The following is a 15,580-nucleotide window of genomic DNA, read 5'->3' on the forward strand; positions in this document are numbered from 1 at the left end:
TTACTCAAGTCCTTCTTCAATTAATTTTGCGGTGAACTGGTTGTTTTCTAATACGATTTTATCAATCAGCTGTTGAATCTTAGTTATTGAGTGCATGCTAGGACAGAGCTCAACGGCGATGATCGGAGTTTTACAGCTTGGAACATCGAAGGTAGAAGTACTGATCACCACATCGTATTCTTCAAAAACTTCTAGATAGCTCTGATTATGTAATTGATTGACATTGATTTGATGGATCGCATAATTTCCTTTAATTGAAAGACGCAAAAGCTCAGACAATAAGCTTTCCTGCATTTTTGAATCGCTGGAAACAATCAGCAGATTGACCGGCTTAGCGAGCTGCTTCATACCGTTCAAGCAGCTGGGAACCGCCGCGATAATTTGATACACATAGTTATCGATAAACTCGGAGGACTTGAAAAGATCATACTCATCTGTGAATTTAATCACTAAATTACGCAGCTGATGAACACTGTGAGCATGAAAGGTATCTAAAAGGTACAAGCATTCTTTTTTTCGATCCTGCAGCACACTGATAAATTCCTTTGTCTTAGCATGAAAAAGATGCTGGTTGACCAAAATCGTTGCCAGCTGCTCCTTTTTTCGTTCACTCAAGGGAGTGATGAGCATCTTACTCAGCCTTTCCGCTAGTATGAAATGTGTCTCAAAATGATACGCCAAAGAATGGTTGGTTTGGAGTGCTCGATCTATTTGTTCGTCTCCTAGTAAAAATAAATCAGAATAGAGCAGCCAAAAGCTGTCCTTCATAACATCTTCAGAATACAAAAGGTCCAATTCCTCCATCAAATAGTAATCGAAGTTATCGATGGCTTGTTGACTGGGAGAAGTGACCGCTGTTGATTTCAACATTTCAATGGGGATGAAGTGTTCATTTGAATTGCGAACCAAGCTGATAAAAAAGGTAAGACTCAAGCGATTGTACTGGGCCAAGGATACCTCTAATTTATTATTGGCGATCATCGATCGAATGATCTCATCTCCAAATTGAAAGAATTCAGAGCTGAAGGGAGTACTTTCCCGTTCTGCTTTCTTTTCTGAGAAATACAGGAAAAACAAATGCCGGATCGCCACTTCATTTCCGGCTAAGCGGTAGGGCCGGCGCAAAATGGTCATTTTCCAGCCTGCCAGAACGGTTTGTAGATTTATCATAAAGGCCTGGGCCGTACTCAAGCTGCAAAAGAGCCGCTTTGAAAGCTCGATTAAGGAATAGCAGTCTTCATAAAAGATCACCTCTAATATTTTAAAGGCCATTGAATTCGTAAGCATCGTTGAAATGAATACATCTAAGGTGGCATTATCCTTTAAATCTAACGAATACAAACTATTTTCGTTGTTAATTTTATAATAGTCACTCTGTTTATTAATGGCGCGTATGTCGCTTAGCAAGATGGGTAGTGTACATTGAATCGTTGTCATCAGCTCCTCGCTTGAACGAGGGTGTGGAGAGTAATAAAGTAATTCGATTAGCTGCAATTGACGCTGACTATCTCGTTTAAGTAGACGGCGTAAGTTCATTATATAGTTCCTTTCGTGACGGGAGTGGATCAAACTCGTTAATAAATTCTTGGATCCGTTTAATATCTTTTGCAGTAGGGTAAGCATTGATCGCAATCAGCGGGCAGGCAGATTCTAGATCTGTCATAGTCACATTGGTAACAATCAGATCGTAAGCCTTCGTTAATTTAGTCAGCTGCTCCTGCAAAATAAAGGGTGTTTCAAAATAGTCATAGTTCACTGCCCCGTTGATGTGGGCAGGCAAAATCGATTGCCAGAACCGCTCGTGAGAGGTCGAAGCATCCGATAGCAAGAGAACCTTGATGGGCTTGTCTAATTCAGCCAGCCGTTGAAAAATATTATCTACTATCGTAATCAAGCAGCAGATATAAATTGGGATAAAGGCTTCTTTTCTCTGAGGAATCAAAAAGTCACTGACGACCCTTCGAAGCTTACTAAGTTCCCGACTGTATTTTTTGTCCACTAGGTTCAAAAGCATTCTATTCGGCTCCTGCAGAATTTCCATTGAACGCTTATCGGGAAAATAGCAAAAGAGTTCATTGCCTAACAGGCGCATCATTTCCACCATCTCAGCCTGTGAAAGAGGAGAGGCCAGCAGATCGTTGATACTTTCCAATAAGAAATGGTGGGTTTCATAAAAACTTGCCAGCTGCTTATTCTTTTTATGAGCAATGGATTGCTGGGAGTGGTTCAAAATCAACTGATGACTGAACAAAGGCCATAGACACTCTCTTAATTCCTTTTCCGTAAAGTCTATCGTACTTTCTTGCCGGATGAATCGAACCAGCCTAGGAAGCTGCTCTATTGTTGGAATGAGTAAGCCACTATCAACAGGAAGTCCTTCAAGCGTATAGCCATTATCTAGACGGCGCAGGGCAATCAGGAAGCTGTGCATCAGTTGAAAATGGATATTCATATTGTTTGTGACATTGTTCTCTGTCAAAATTTGGCGGATCAGCTGATCGACAGCACTCACCAATCTACGAGAAAATTTATAATTGGTGAATGGCACACGCGCTTCTTTAAAGAATTTATAATAAAAGCCCCGTATCACCAGCTCGTCTCCTTCAATATGCAGGGGACGATTAAGGACCGAGATCCCCCATTTCACTACGCGCTCTCTAATAGCGATCAGATAGCGCTGCATATTGGAAAAACTGCAGTTTAGTTCTTTGGCTGCCGGCTGGATGCCCGTGTGCTCTTCAAAGAAAAGAGATTCAAAGATTTCAAATTCCAAATTTCTGCGAAGCATGTAAGAGTAGACGACATCTAGTGTCGCGTGCTCCTCAAATTCAATGGAATAGAGTCCATCACTTTTTTTTATTTGAAATGGCAGGTTCTCCCCATTTAGGAAGCCGATATCGTTAAGCAGTATCGGCAGCGAGCATTTCATCATGGCCCTTAAATCTTTCGAAGCGATATAGTCCTTTGCGTAATAGAGCTCCTCGATAATACGCAGCCTTCTGCTCGTTTCTTTTTTCATTAACCCTCGTAAATTCATCAGTAAAACTCCTTGAACATTTTTTTATTTAATATAATGTTCAAAGAATGGTAAAACAAGCCTGAAAACCTTAATTTACTGTCATTTTTGTTATTTAACAAATTATCATTAAGAATTATTATAATTTGAAAGACCAATTTAATAAGGAAAAACACAAAATATTTAGAAAATCTTTCTATAATTTTTTTATTTTTTTAATTCGCAATAAAAGAAAACGAAAAAAGTGGAAAAACGAAAAAAAGAGAAATAGAGCTTTAACTGTTGCCTTTCTGCGCAAGAACGAATAGAATTGTCTATGGAATACATTAAAAAAGATAGTGGAGGCTATACATTATGATCAATAAACAAAGTTTGGTTGAACAAGTAGCAGAAAAGACTGGATTGACAAAAAAAGACGCAACATCAGCTGTGGATGCTTTATTTGATGGAATCCAATCATCATTGAAAGCTGGCGAAAAAGTCCAAGTTATCGGCTTTGGTAACTTTGAAGTACGCGAACGCGCTGCCCGTAAAGGCCGCAACCCTCAAACTGGTGAAGAAATCACCATTGCAGCAAGCAAGTCACCTGCTTTTAAAGCTGGTAAACAATTAAAAGACGCTGTAAAATAATATCGACATCAAACCTGTTGGGGCTGTAAGGCTCTAGCGGGTTTTTGTTTTGCAGGATGGTCAAAAGGGGCAGAAAAGGGGCAAAAAGAAAAAGAATGGTTATAAACCATTCTCTTCCAGCTGGCTGATTAAGTCAGTCTTCATTTTATCGGTGATATGGGTATAGATTTTATTAGTGACGTCTGCATCTTCATGTCCTACTCGATCCATAATTGCTTTCAACGGTGTATTCTGTTCGGCGAGTAGCGATACATGGGTATGTCTAAGAATATGAGAAGTTAATCGCTTGTGAATTCCACTTTTTTTACCTGCAGCGGCAAAGGATCGATTGAACGAACTATTTTGCATTGGGGTACCTGATCGAGTCACAAAAACGAAGCCATCGTTACTGAAACCAGATTCGGATAGCAAATCAAGTTTGTTTTCCTCAAAAGTACGTTTTACTAGATCAACCGTCCGTTGAGTCAACTGAACATCTCTATTTGATTTTTGAGTCTTGGTAGGTCCGATCGCTTTTTGCTTATATCCTTTGCTGTAGTCGATTGTTCCTCGAATATGAACAACTCTATTCTTTATGTCGAAATTTTTCTCCTGTAGAGCAACAGCCTCGCCAAAACGAACGCCTGTTAAATACATAAATTCTGCTAGTCGTCCGACACGGAAAGTCAAACGACTTTTATATAGTTGATCTAGGATCAGTTTTACTTCATCTTTTTCAAGGTACTTATCCTCAATTCGTTCTATATCTTCTAACGTTTTCGCTTTAGAGATGATCTCCACGTTTTCCACAGGGTTATTATCGGCGTAGCCTAGTTTAATCGCATATTTGAATACTAAGTTAAGGTTTGACTTGATATGCGCGATATAGGTCTGAGAATAGTCGAGAGAGGCAAAGAAGTTTTGCAATAGTCTAGTATCAATGTTTGAAATTAAAATGTCTTCATTGATAGTCTTGAAAATAATTTTTCGAATAGCAATATATGTGTTCTTGGAGTTAGGTCTCAAAGATTTAAAATAATTATTTTCCCACTCAGTATAAACGTTCTGGAAGGAGACTTTGTCAATTTTCTTTTTGTTCAGCTCGTTTTCAATTTTATCATTCAGGATACTTAGCGCTTTATTCCACGCTTGTTTAGATTGGCTATTCAGTATCACTGATTTTTTTCGAGTCTTTTCGGTATATGGATCTTTGTAGCGTTCAATAAATTTGAAACGTCCATCATTAGTTTGTTCAATCCACATTGTAAATACCTCCTATTATTTGGTATAATAGGCACAGTTAATAAGCCTATGCCTATAGGTTATTTATTTTCAACACGATCACAACTCTTGGCGGGGAAGGGGTCGTGTTTTGTTATTTCCTATTAGATACGTAGAACAAGCCTAATGCTCCGAGTGTACTCATCAATCCGATAATTAAGAATGAGTTTGAACGATCACCTGTTTTTGGCAGTACTTTTTGAGTGCTTAAATTAGAGCCTGCTGCAGTCTTTGATAACGTTCCTTCATTAGAAGAGACCCTATTGTTATTAGAGTTATCGCTTGATTGGCTTGTTACAGCCCCCTTAACGGTTACTATACAATTCGTACTGACGTTACTATCTTCAAACATTACGTTGTATTTTCCTGGCAAAGAAAGATTGATATTTTCAATGTTTTTGTCATTATTTTCGGTAGACATTCTCAATCCTTTTTTTAATGCTTCCTGTTCTGTCATGACTGTGATTCGACTCACCGACGTTTTACTTAACAAATCATCCAAATCCACATGATAAACTTCCGCATTTGGTGTGACATAAACGAACGCAGAGTTTGAGATAGTCACTTTTAGGTTGTTTTTGTCTCCGTCATATTCAACTATCTTTAGTAAATCTTCTCTTGTAAGTTTTTTACCAACTTTCACATCATAAGTATGATCTTCGGCTCTAATGGTTAGCGCCACGGATGTGTTTATATCGATGCTACTTTCGGCAGACAAATCGGTAGTACTAGTTGTCTCTACTGACTCTTTACTTGTATCGATTGTGCTACTGGATATACTGGTGCTAGTCACAGTTGAACCGCTGTCTGCACTATCAGAACTTGCTGAGTTATTGTAGGTTGAAACCAAAGAAGTAAGCATTAATGGGACCAATTCATCAATGTAAAATGAAGAGTTGGCCTTTTTTGAATCTACCTCAATCTTTGGAATTCTAACAGTAGCTTTTTCATTTCCTTCTCCGAGGGTAAGATATTCGACCTCATTCTCTGGGGTCGTTTTAAAAGCATCAGGGTCTTTCAAGGCATTATCGATATACAAAGATTGTTTAATCCTATTCGGTTCATACACATCCTTGTTGTATCTCTCCTTAGCCTCGGATCTGCGAATCGAGGAGCTTACTTTTGGTAGCCACTCACCCTGTTTAAACGTGTACGTGTCTGTACCATCCCCCACATCACGTACCCAAGTATCACCATCAGAAATGCTTCCGCTAGGTTTTTCAATCGAATTAAACGATTCTGCTAGAACGGAAGAAGAACAGATTAAAGAGAGGGCGATAATTGTTAAAGCACTAATAATCTTTTTCATTTTTTCTCCTTTCTTTTCTGGTATAATAAAATTGTTCAACCTCATCAGAGGTGTTTAGTCCGTGTGCCAGCACGGGCTTTTTAATGCATATTAATAGTTTTATAAAATTCCACTCCATAGCCCATCTCGTATTTATGAACAAGCTGGAAGGCATACTGAGGAGTACAGTTTCTTTCAAAAACCAAAAATGCACGTAGTCGATTTTTGAAAGCTCCTTTACTCATAAAAAAGAAGTTTGCAGTATGCAAGAAGTTTCTAAACTTGTTAATTCCGAAAATCAAAGCTTCATCATTGGCCATTAAAATACCAGCTCCAAAATTTGCCCTTTTTTCAATGTATTTGTCTTCCGGAAGATAACCTTCCTCTAAGAGGAGATCAGAGAAAGCTCTCCCGTCGTTTTCCTTAATACGATCACAATAGGCGTGCATAGTTTCATGCATCTCGGAGAAAAACTTTCGTTCAACCATCGACAAAGCGTTTACGGCTAGGACAATTATCCCTTCAACCTTTTGTGTTGATCCCAGCATTAATTTATCTAAGGGAGGTTTGAAATAATGTTCAGCATAAATGGCGAGTTTGTCATCTTCAACAAATTCTTTAATGTGAAAGTTTTTAACATCCTTAACTTCAATATCATAAAAATCAGCTGTTCGCTGCGCAATTGAGTTAGCGACAAAGGTTGCGTCTCGAAAAGCATTTTCATCATAAAAATCCATATAGTTACCAACCTCGGAAATTATTTTTTCTGCTTATTCTCTCTTGCCTTTCGTTCCCTAGCTTTTTGAACTAAGAAATCAGTGTAATCCTTCAAAGAGTCTTCTATATCTTCCGTTTCATCAGGATCAAACTCAGCAGTGTTAAGTCTGAAATAGCCAATGAGATCTGAACCCGGCCCCTTATCTAGTTCAGCAATTGGTTCAGGATCATCAGTTCTGCCAAGAAGATAATCCACGGATACATCAAAATAATCCGCAACTTTTTGAATTTTATCGGTAGAGGGGGTACGCTTATTCCATTGATATATCGTATTCCTTCCGATATCAATCTTTTCTTCAAGTTGATAAACACTAATACCACGTTGATTACAAAGTTTTTTTATTCGCTCCAAAAGGTTCATACAACACACTCCCTTGAAAGCCTATGATGTTGTTTTTACAAAAAAAGTTAGAAAAATACTTTACTTTTACAAAATACGTTAGTATACTTCATTCATAAGCTAGTTATTGAGCTTGAAACAAAACTAAAGAGAACCATTAAAAATTAAACTACTTCGCGGTCGGCAAACTCAGAAAAGTTAATTTAAAGGGTTTTTGTAGTCTTATTTAGCTATGCCTTGATTTTACAATATGTGTTAGTGATAAGTCAATACATAGTTCTAAAAAAAGCTCGATAACTAGCTAGAAATATAAAGGAGGGTAGGAAAATGCTCATTACCGATTTTAAAGAAATTGTGATCGTTCAAATGAACCGACAAGGAAAAAACTGGAGAGATTTAGCTGCGGTGATCGGCAAATCCGATACTTACACTAAACAAGTAGTGTCTGGAATGCAGAGTGGACCTAAAGCTGAAATATATCGACAACTGATAGCTGATAATCTTGGAATTGCTTTTGTGAGGGAGAATGCAGAATGAAAAAGCCGACGTTAGCAGAATTAATTAGATCTGCAGAAAAAAATGTAAAACCAGATGATTGGTATCGACAAGGCTTGATCCTAAAAATGTTTCATGGAATGTCAAAGACAACACTGGTTGAATACTGTAAAGAGATGGAAGACATCGACGAATTCAAAGATGGAATCCTTAGACCAGGACATTCTACAACTTTTATCCATGTCCATACGTTCATTTGGTTTCTACGATGGAAAGATGAGAACAAATACAGAACTAAAAAAGTAACACCAACAGAAATTTTGAAGGAGGTCAGTTGATGAACAAACTTTACTTAGTAGCTGTTAGCTATGATATCTCAAAGTTTAATTCTGAAACTCAAATCATCGGTATTTTCGATTCATTAAAGGATGCTGAAACTGCACGACAGCAATTTGTTGCACACATTAATACAAACGCAGGTAGATCATCAGTTCAGATTGAACTTGAAGAATGGTATGAGGCAATTGAAATCAAAGAAGTCGATTTAAATGAAACGTATTTTAGAAACGGAATTATTTTGAAAAATTAAACGGGGGAAACAAAATGAAAGATTTAGTAATCATGAAAGATCGAAAAGCGGTCACAAACAGTTTAAATTTAGCAGAAAATTTTGAGAAAAGGCACGATAACACTCTACGAGATATTGATCAGTTGAAAAAAGATGTCCTCAATTTTGAGGAGATGTTTTTCGAAGCAATCGAACTTGATTCATACGGTCGCGAACGACGAGTTATCTATATGAATAGAGATGGCTTCACAATTTTAGCAATGGGCTTCACAGGTAAGAAGGCACTCCAATTTAAATTGAAATACATCGAAGCGTTTAACAAAATGGAAGCTCACATTAAATCTAAGCAACAAACGAAGAATATCAATTCAGACTTAGAAGAAATCAAACGGATGAATGCTACAGCGCGTGTAATGAATGCAACATCACGTCAAGCAAAAATGTATGTAGATATGGCTAAAGACGCTACATCAACAGTAAACAAGGTAATACTACAGGATAAGGCTGTAGAGGTATTAAGCGGAGAAAAATTACTGGAGATGCCAGAACTTAGCGGAAAATATTACTCAGCAAATGAGATTGCTAAAGAATTAAAGATCTTTTCCAAAAAAGGCAATCCGCATGAAACAGCAGTAAGTCAACTTATTCAAACGTCCATTGATTTGGAAGATGGAGAATCAAAATTCTTTGGTGGGGCCACGGACAATTGGAGCGGTGATGTGACCAAGTATACAAAAAGTGTGATAGAAAAAATTTTAGCTTGGCTAGTTGAAAACCACTATCCGACAATTATTCAAGGAGGAAGCAAGAATTACCATGTAGTATATGGGGATTAATTCGTCCATTTAACGAACGAATTAAAATGTGCATTTGATGCACTAATAAAAATCAGGAGGAATGAGCAATGGATAAACTAGACGAATTATGGAAAGAGCAGGAACAACTTATAGAGGATGTAGATTTTGTACTAGAAGCTTTTAAAGAGGGCACGGCAATTTTCAAAGATGTGACAAAAAAATTCCCAACGATTGAAGCTTTCATCGGTCAATCTACTTTAGAAACAGCTGATGGTTTACCAGGATACACAATGCAGGGGATTGATGACCAAACGATCTTCGTTCAATTCTTTTCAGGCGATAAACAGCTATGTACCCACCTAAAGGACGGAAAGATAGTTAAGCATCAATATTTAGTAATTGATAACAAGTTAGATACACCAACAAAGCGTTTGGAACACTTTACTAGAAAGATCCACGAATTAAAAGAACTTCAGAAAAAAATAGACGAACTCGAAAAGGAGCAGACCGATGAATAAGAGGGTGAATCTCATTTTAGCATCCATATTATTCGGTGGCGTGGCTACAGTATTACCAATATTACTGAAAATCTGTTTGTTTGTGGCGATCGGATTGATTCTTTTTATTCAGTATGATGAATGGGAATATGACCAACGGAGGAAAAATCAATGAATTTATCAGAAAAGCAGTTACAAAAGTATGCTATTAGTCTTACATCGGCTGCGGATCAGATTCGTCTAATCGAAAGAGTGATCGAGAACATGGAGTACTCAAGGGTTAAAGGCGATGAGTTTTCAGTTCATTTTCAAGTTGATTCTGGAGTGCTAGGAAACATCAACAACGTTCTTTCAACTTTAAAAGATGAAATTCAAAACGTGTCAAATGCCATATGTCCAGACTAACCAGAAGGAGGAACGAATCAATGATGACAGCAGAAGAATACTTCGGAAATGACCTAGTGAAATCACTAAAAAACTTATTGGAATACGCTATGCAATCAGGTTCGAAAGAACGAAAAATATTAATCGAGTGTTTGCTAAAAGAGATCGCTAAGCAAGAAAATGACATCGTTAAAGTTATTCTCATAAAATTGACAGAACGAATCGAACAGATGGGGTGAATAAAATGAAAGAAATTAGAAATGTTGTTCTGAGTAATAAAGTAAATTCGCTTGTCTCATTTATCGATTCTGCAACACCAGAGGAACGCCTCGAACTTGCTGATGAAATTCACAAAGTGTACCTGAGAATGGGTTCGGATGCTGGAAAAGAGATGATGCAAGATTTAGAAAAGTATGCTCGCAATGGTGAACAAAAAAAGCCTACTCCAGTTCCCGCTGAAGTAAGCAAATAGTGAAAATACGATTAACTGAATGTTATCACGATGAGGAATGAAAATGCAACAAAAATTGAATTTTGTAGGTGGAAATATGGAGAAAAACAGTATTAAACAAGAAAGCTTGCTGTCAATGGGTTACGGGATGATCCCAAAACTAGTAATGAAGGATCCTAACCTATCAGCCGAAGCCAAAGCTATATACGCATATCTGTGTTCGTATTGTGGTGCAGGAGATACGGCATTTCCATCCACTGAGCTGATGTGCCATGACTTAGCGATAAGTGAAAAACGTCTTCAACGACACATGAAACAACTAAAAGAATCAAATTATGTACACATTGAACGCAAACGGACTGTAAATGGATTCAGTAACAATATCTATACTTTGCCTAAATCCGTATCGGTATGTTTTGTACCGGTACAAAGCTTACCGGTACACGGCGTACCGGTACAAAATGACCCCACTAATATTAACAGTCTTAATATTAACAATCTTAAAAGTAACAGTGGTAATAAAGACCATATGTCGGGTAACCCCGACTCGATCCCTTATTCGGACATTATCAAGTATCTGAATGAAAAAGCTGACAGGTCCTTCAAGGTCACAAATAAGTGGAAAGACTTAATAAAAGCACGATGGAATGAGGGCCAAAGATATGATGATTTTATCAAAGTTATCGAGATCAAAACCTCTCAATGGCTAGATGACCCTAAAATGAGTAATTATCTCCGGCCAGAAACATTGTTCAGCAATAAGTTTGATAGTTATTTGAATGAACAGTTAAAACCTAAAAAGGAATCGAATTCTAATAGCCCGGTGGTGTTTTAGATGGATTTCCCGTTGTTAGACGAATTGAAAGAAACGAAAGATGTTTGTCCGGTACACGGTAAGCCCTTAGTACAGCTAAGAGACCTAAAACCTTTTTGTACTGAATGTAGAAAGCAACAACTAACAGAGGCGGAACAAGAAGAATCAAAGCAAGCATCCATGAAACATCGAAAACGCCGAACGATCGAAGTGCTAAAAAAAGACTCGATCGTAGGCGATCCTAGCTTATGGAATGCGTCGTTCAGTAACTACGAACCAGTAGACGAAGAATCAGAAAAAGCTTTGTTGATGGCCAGAAGAGCCGCAGGCGGATACATGAAGACGCTCGACACAGAAAAAGAATGTTTAAAAATTATTGCTGATGACGAGAGTACTGACGGAGAACGAGAAGCGGCAAGAGAAAAGCTGAATCAAATACCTAGCTTCAATACTCTTTTTACCGGTGTTCCAGGAGTCGGGAAATCACATCTAGCTATGGCTATGCTTCAGGCAGTTAATGAAAATTCAAAACAACTAGTTAGCTGTCTGTTCATTTCGATGAATGACATGTTCAGATTGATCAAGGCGAGTTTTGGAGATCGCCAGAGCAAATACACCGAATTAAACATGACCGAGCTACTTTCGAAAGTCGATTTACTGGTGTTGGATGATTTAGGCTCTGAATCGTCGTTTAAGCGTGAGAACCGAGAAGCAGGAGAATATATCCAAAATGTAATTTTCGGCGTGTTAAACGCACGACAGCGCACGATAATCACCACTAACTTGAATAACGAACAGTTGGAAGAAATATATAACCCCAAAATCACTAGTCGGATTTATAAGGGTGTAGACGGTCACATCATAAAATTTACGAAAAAAACGCAGGATAAGCGTAGTAAACCAAAGTTTTAAGAATGGAGGACTTCCATGATTTCAATGGTCGATAATAAAAAGAATTTGGTTTCGAATTTAGAAACATTAGTCGGAGATATTAAAAATCAAATCAACGATGGCATTAAAGATCCGGAAACATTACAGCAAGATTTAATTATGGTTGTTGGCAATGCTGCTCAGCTGTCTGATGAAGTAGCACAAGAACCTTGTCCAATGTGCCACGGTGAGAAGGTAGTCGTTGATGAACAATCATCCACAGCTAAATGGATGCCATGTCCGAAGTGCAACAATCAGGAATAAAAATAGTGGTCATTACTATATGGCCACTTCATAAATCAAAAAAATGGAGGAAACAAAAATGATCGATATTGAAAATATTAAAAAGAAAATTGCTTTACCAATGGTAACAAGACATTTTAAAACATATTGCGAGACAGAAGGCTATGAGAGCCTTAAATCAAGCGATCTTTCTGAACAAGAGAAAAAAGAGTGTATGGTCCTAGATATCTATAAGCAAATTAAGCTCTCACTATTAGAGATCGAGGTAGAGACTATGGCGAACCTGAACAACATTAGTTTAGCGGCTAAAAAAATTATTGATTTGACGAAAGATAACATAGGGTTTCAAGAAGAATTTTATAGTTTGCTTCAAAAAGAAATGCGTCATGAAAAAAGCGATGATTCAATCATGAGTATTTACTACGGCATTATGCGGGAAGAAAACCTTGTTCTTTTCGAAGTGATCGAGGAAGTAGTTAACACGAATGCCATCGGATAGAGGGAAATAAATGAATGAGATATTCGTAGTAATTTTGTTGATTGTCTTAGGAACAGCTGCTTATGTTCTGGGGTGGATAAATTGTAAAATAAAAATGTATTCAATCCTAAAAGAAGCTTACGAAGAACGAGAATCTTTTGATAATGGATCATTTAACAGCGGATGGATGAAATGTATAGAATTCTTTCTTGATAATTTTAAATTTTGAGAAGTTTTTAAATTAATTGACCGTGCTCCGAGTGGTTAAAACTGAGTCATCCACTTATCTAAATTGGTTACAAAAGTGGTTACAGACCCATTTTTCACAAAGTCGAAAAAAGTGGCTTAAGCCTTAGAGCGACAAGGGATACAGCGAAGTTATAAGAAAGTTACAGGTAGGGTTACAAAAAAAGAAAAATAACCTTAAATGAGAAAATTTTAATCTAAAAACAGAAAATTTTTGTAACTGTACCCTACCTTGTAACTTTTTTGTAACCTCTGAAACCCTTGGTACTATTGAGTTTTCAAGCAAAAGTTACAAAGTTACACCGAGTAAATAGATAAACCTAATATAATTTCTAAAAAAAATATCTACCCTGTTTTGTAACTTTTCACAAAGTTTAAACAGGGCAGACACTAAAAGTTCGCTATTTGGTTACCCATAATATAGCACGAAGGGAGTAGAGGTGCAAGTGGGCGAAAGAAATGAATGAACATGGATTTACTCAAACACAGTTTGGAAAAAAAGTTTCGGATAAATTTACTAAAGAGAAAAAAGGCAAAGTTAGATATTTGGGTATCGGACTCAAAAAAGCTTATCGAGAATTCTCAGTTAATGTTCCAGGTCTATAAAATTCTGGACAGTTTGGACAGTTATGGACAGTTTAACACAAACTGTCCAACTCAAATTATCGTTGATATGAAAGTGTTTCTAGACAGTTGTTGGACAGTTGGACAGTTTATATATAGTAAGAGTAAATATTTAAAATAATAGGAATATATATAAATACAGTAGCAACCTGAAAAAACTGTCCAACTGTCCAGATGGTTGAATAAACGTTGATATAAAAGGAATTCTAGAAATCAAACTGTCCAGATTTTGAGGGCAACTGTCCAGAGTTACTAGAAAAGTAAAAAGTGAGTAGAAAGGATGACCATATGTTAAAAAATGCTACTTATTTGGGGCAATAAAATAGTCATTTTTTTAAGTACGTTAAGTATCTTCTGGAGTCATAGAGTTATCAAAAAAAGAATGCAAATATCTTTTTATAAAAAAGAAAACTCTAAAGCCGATATAAACACAGCTCCATAAAATGACCAATAAGTGGAACCCAGTATTAATTTTAAAACCTGCGACTATTTTCTCAAATGGACCGGATGCTAGTGAACGGTTCAACAGATTAATGAAAATATTATTGGCAGCTGTGACGCCAATCAAGAGAGTGGTTAATGTCACATATATGGATTGGAACGCGAAATCTAAACTAATGAATTCCGTTGTTTCACCGACCAGACTCATTGTCTGAAAAGAAGGGCGCTGATCGTTCCCCATTTGGAAAAATAGTCTTCTGATAGCACTAAGTGTGGATAAAATAAACATAATCGCAACGAATACAGAGATAAACTTAAAAATTGTTGTCAGCATTCCGGCGGGTGAGGTTAAACCCATGATACCTACGATACCTTGTTCAGTAGCTTCTTCAATAGAATAGCTATGCCAATATGAAAAAAAGAACCCAGCATTGAGAAAACAAAATGACAAAAAGGAAGAAAGGCAAATCAAAGAGCAGGATAGTAAAATCCCAGAGCTTCGTATCAAGTTTTTAGTTGAATTTTGTAGTAGATAATAGAATTTAATCATAATAATCTCCATTTCTATCCTATGTGAAAGGCTAAGATATATCTATTGTAGTGACAATAATTATCCTAATAATATCATAAATGAAAGGTGTTACAAAATTGAGTGTGCTATCTAATTAAGTCATCTAACGGAGGAAATTAAGTAGGAAAGTTCGCTAACTGGGGCAATAGAGTAGGTATTCAAGGAAGATGAGAAAAATAGAAGCATAGCTATATCTAACTATGCTCCTTAATAGCTATTTAGATAATTTTTTTAATTCGTTTAGAGTGTCATCTAAATTGTTAGCATGCCAGTTCTCGGTTCCCCATGCGTTTTCAGCGGTTATAGCGCCGCTACTTCTAACGTTTGAAAGCTCCTTTTGCTGAGCAACCAAATTGATATCTCCATCGTCAGAAGAAATAGAAATTTTGTAATTGAACCCATGTTCCTCAATAGCAACTTTTTCAATTGTTGAAAAATCTATTTTCAATGGCTCCGTGTTTTTCTTTATCTTTGTTGCTACGGCCATTCCACCAGTATTCAATTGAGCGAGGATAAGTTCATTTTTGCAAAGTTGTAAAACGTAGAATGGTTCAGTGGTAGATAAAAATGATAGAACCTTGGCACTCAAGTTGGGAGCGGCGAACTGAACAATAATACCATTACCAGAAATCGGAGTAACTCCTAGAGATTTAATGCTGTCTAACACTTTTTCCTGTTTGCCCATAATTAGACTCCTTTTTTAATCATATTTGAATGTTAATTTTAACTT

At 37.0% G+C, this 15,580-nt stretch carries 24 protein-coding genes; 16 read left to right on the plus strand and 8 right to left on the minus strand.

Annotated elements, in window-relative coordinates; translation table 11 throughout:
* Complete coding sequence (locus tag IGI67_RS22515) at nucleotides 1-1,536, minus strand: helix-turn-helix domain-containing protein (protein WP_429959375.1); 1,536 nt, start codon at nucleotides 1,534-1,536, stop codon at nucleotides 1-3.
* On the minus strand, nucleotides 1,514-3,037 hold the full coding sequence (locus IGI67_RS22520) for a helix-turn-helix domain-containing protein (RefSeq protein ID WP_429959376.1): 1,524 nt from the start codon (nucleotides 3,035-3,037) through the stop codon (nucleotides 1,514-1,516). The genes IGI67_RS22515 and IGI67_RS22520 overlap by 23 nt, the downstream gene beginning before the upstream one ends.
* A gap of 333 nt (nucleotides 3,038-3,370) precedes the next feature.
* Here IGI67_RS22520 and IGI67_RS22525 point away from each other — a divergent pair, with 333 nt between their 5' ends.
* On the plus strand, nucleotides 3,371-3,646 hold the full coding sequence (locus IGI67_RS22525) for an HU family DNA-binding protein (RefSeq protein ID WP_207108303.1): 276 nt from the start codon (nucleotides 3,371-3,373) through the stop codon (nucleotides 3,644-3,646).
* A gap of 99 nt (nucleotides 3,647-3,745) precedes the next feature.
* On the opposite strand, the gene IGI67_RS22530 is transcribed toward IGI67_RS22525, so the two are convergent.
* The 4 genes from IGI67_RS22530 to IGI67_RS22545 all read right to left on the minus strand — a co-directional run bounded on the left by IGI67_RS22530 (nucleotide 3,746) and on the right by IGI67_RS22545 (nucleotide 7,332).
* Nucleotides 3,746-4,888 carry a tyrosine-type recombinase/integrase gene (locus IGI67_RS22530; protein WP_429959377.1) on the minus strand — a complete coding sequence of 381 codons (1,143 nt, stop codon included), beginning with the start codon at nucleotides 4,886-4,888 and terminating at the stop codon, nucleotides 3,746-3,748.
* A 112-nt stretch (nucleotides 4,889-5,000) separates the two neighbouring features.
* On the minus strand, nucleotides 5,001-6,215 hold the full coding sequence (locus IGI67_RS22535) for an LPXTG cell wall anchor domain-containing protein (protein WP_429959378.1): 1,215 nt from the start codon (nucleotides 6,213-6,215) through the stop codon (nucleotides 5,001-5,003).
* Nucleotides 6,216-6,295: 80 nt separating this feature from the next.
* Nucleotides 6,296-6,931, minus strand: a complete 636-nt coding sequence (locus IGI67_RS22540; RefSeq protein WP_429959379.1) for an ImmA/IrrE family metallo-endopeptidase — start codon at nucleotides 6,929-6,931, stop codon at nucleotides 6,296-6,298.
* Nucleotides 6,932-6,951: 20 nt separating this feature from the next.
* Nucleotides 6,952-7,332, minus strand: coding sequence for a helix-turn-helix domain-containing protein (locus IGI67_RS22545; protein ID WP_429959380.1), 381 nt, complete (start codon nucleotides 7,330-7,332; stop codon nucleotides 6,952-6,954).
* Between the two features lie 306 nt (nucleotides 7,333-7,638).
* Here IGI67_RS22545 and IGI67_RS22550 point away from each other — a divergent pair, with 306 nt between their 5' ends.
* The 15 genes from IGI67_RS22550 (at nucleotide 7,639) to IGI67_RS22620 (ending at nucleotide 13,820) form a co-directional block, all read left to right on the plus strand.
* Nucleotides 7,639-7,848, plus strand: coding sequence for a hypothetical protein (locus IGI67_RS22550; RefSeq protein ID WP_429959381.1), 210 nt, complete (start codon nucleotides 7,639-7,641; stop codon nucleotides 7,846-7,848).
* Nucleotides 7,845-8,144 carry a hypothetical protein gene (locus IGI67_RS22555; protein ID WP_429959382.1) on the plus strand — a complete coding sequence of 100 codons (300 nt, stop codon included), beginning with the start codon at nucleotides 7,845-7,847 and terminating at the stop codon, nucleotides 8,142-8,144. Before IGI67_RS22550 ends, IGI67_RS22555 begins: the two co-directional genes overlap by 4 nt.
* Nucleotides 8,144-8,395 (plus strand): hypothetical protein, encoded by a 252-nt coding sequence (locus IGI67_RS22560; protein ID WP_429959383.1) that lies wholly within the window; start codon nucleotides 8,144-8,146, stop codon nucleotides 8,393-8,395. The genes IGI67_RS22555 and IGI67_RS22560 overlap by 1 nt, the downstream gene beginning before the upstream one ends.
* Nucleotides 8,396-8,409: 14 nt before the next feature.
* A complete protein-coding gene (locus IGI67_RS22565) occupies nucleotides 8,410-9,210 on the plus strand; it encodes a Rha family transcriptional regulator (protein ID WP_429959384.1) in 801 nt (266 codons plus the stop codon).
* Between the two features lie 68 nt (nucleotides 9,211-9,278).
* Nucleotides 9,279-9,689, plus strand: a complete 411-nt coding sequence (locus IGI67_RS22570; RefSeq protein ID WP_429959385.1) for a hypothetical protein — start codon at nucleotides 9,279-9,281, stop codon at nucleotides 9,687-9,689.
* Nucleotides 9,682-9,843 carry a hypothetical protein gene (locus IGI67_RS22575; protein ID WP_429959386.1) on the plus strand — a complete coding sequence of 54 codons (162 nt, stop codon included), beginning with the start codon at nucleotides 9,682-9,684 and terminating at the stop codon, nucleotides 9,841-9,843. Before IGI67_RS22570 ends, IGI67_RS22575 begins: the two co-directional genes overlap by 8 nt.
* Nucleotides 9,840-10,073, plus strand: coding sequence for a hypothetical protein (locus IGI67_RS22580; protein WP_429959387.1), 234 nt, complete (start codon nucleotides 9,840-9,842; stop codon nucleotides 10,071-10,073). Before IGI67_RS22575 ends, IGI67_RS22580 begins: the two co-directional genes overlap by 4 nt.
* A gap of 20 nt (nucleotides 10,074-10,093) precedes the next feature.
* On the plus strand, nucleotides 10,094-10,291 hold the full coding sequence (locus IGI67_RS22585; protein WP_429959388.1) for a hypothetical protein: 198 nt from the start codon (nucleotides 10,094-10,096) through the stop codon (nucleotides 10,289-10,291).
* Nucleotides 10,292-10,296: 5 nt separating this feature from the next.
* Nucleotides 10,297-10,524, plus strand: coding sequence for a hypothetical protein (locus IGI67_RS22590; protein WP_429959389.1), 228 nt, complete (start codon nucleotides 10,297-10,299; stop codon nucleotides 10,522-10,524).
* A 43-nt stretch (nucleotides 10,525-10,567) separates the two neighbouring features.
* Nucleotides 10,568-11,338, plus strand: coding sequence for a conserved phage C-terminal domain-containing protein (locus IGI67_RS22595; RefSeq protein ID WP_429959390.1), 771 nt, complete (start codon nucleotides 10,568-10,570; stop codon nucleotides 11,336-11,338).
* A complete protein-coding gene (locus tag IGI67_RS22600; protein WP_429959391.1) occupies nucleotides 11,339-12,229 on the plus strand; it encodes an ATP-binding protein in 891 nt (296 codons plus the stop codon).
* 15 nt (nucleotides 12,230-12,244) lie between these two features.
* Nucleotides 12,245-12,511 carry a hypothetical protein gene (locus tag IGI67_RS22605; RefSeq protein ID WP_429959392.1) on the plus strand — a complete coding sequence of 89 codons (267 nt, stop codon included), beginning with the start codon at nucleotides 12,245-12,247 and terminating at the stop codon, nucleotides 12,509-12,511.
* 58 nt (nucleotides 12,512-12,569) lie between these two features.
* Entirely contained in the window at nucleotides 12,570-12,989 is a 420-nt protein-coding gene (locus tag IGI67_RS22610; RefSeq protein WP_429959393.1) for a hypothetical protein, read from the plus strand.
* A gap of 10 nt (nucleotides 12,990-12,999) precedes the next feature.
* Nucleotides 13,000-13,197 (plus strand): hypothetical protein, encoded by a 198-nt coding sequence (locus IGI67_RS22615; protein ID WP_429959394.1) that lies wholly within the window; start codon nucleotides 13,000-13,002, stop codon nucleotides 13,195-13,197.
* A gap of 476 nt (nucleotides 13,198-13,673) precedes the next feature.
* Nucleotides 13,674-13,820 carry a hypothetical protein gene (locus IGI67_RS22620; RefSeq protein ID WP_429959395.1) on the plus strand — a complete coding sequence of 49 codons (147 nt, stop codon included), beginning with the start codon at nucleotides 13,674-13,676 and terminating at the stop codon, nucleotides 13,818-13,820.
* 361 nt (nucleotides 13,821-14,181) lie between these two features.
* On the opposite strand, the gene IGI67_RS22625 is transcribed toward IGI67_RS22620, so the two are convergent.
* Nucleotides 14,182-14,829, minus strand: a complete 648-nt coding sequence (locus IGI67_RS22625) for a hypothetical protein (RefSeq protein ID WP_429959396.1) — start codon at nucleotides 14,827-14,829, stop codon at nucleotides 14,182-14,184.
* Nucleotides 14,830-15,064: 235 nt separating this feature from the next.
* Nucleotides 15,065-15,535, minus strand: a complete 471-nt coding sequence (locus IGI67_RS22630; RefSeq protein ID WP_429959397.1) for a hypothetical protein — start codon at nucleotides 15,533-15,535, stop codon at nucleotides 15,065-15,067.
* Between the last annotated feature and the right edge of the window lie 45 nt (nucleotides 15,536-15,580).

The sequence above is a fragment of the Enterococcus sp. AZ196 genome, assembly GCF_050498845.1.
In the GTDB taxonomy this organism is placed as follows: domain Bacteria; phylum Bacillota; class Bacilli; order Lactobacillales; family Enterococcaceae; genus Enterococcus_A; species Enterococcus_A murrayae.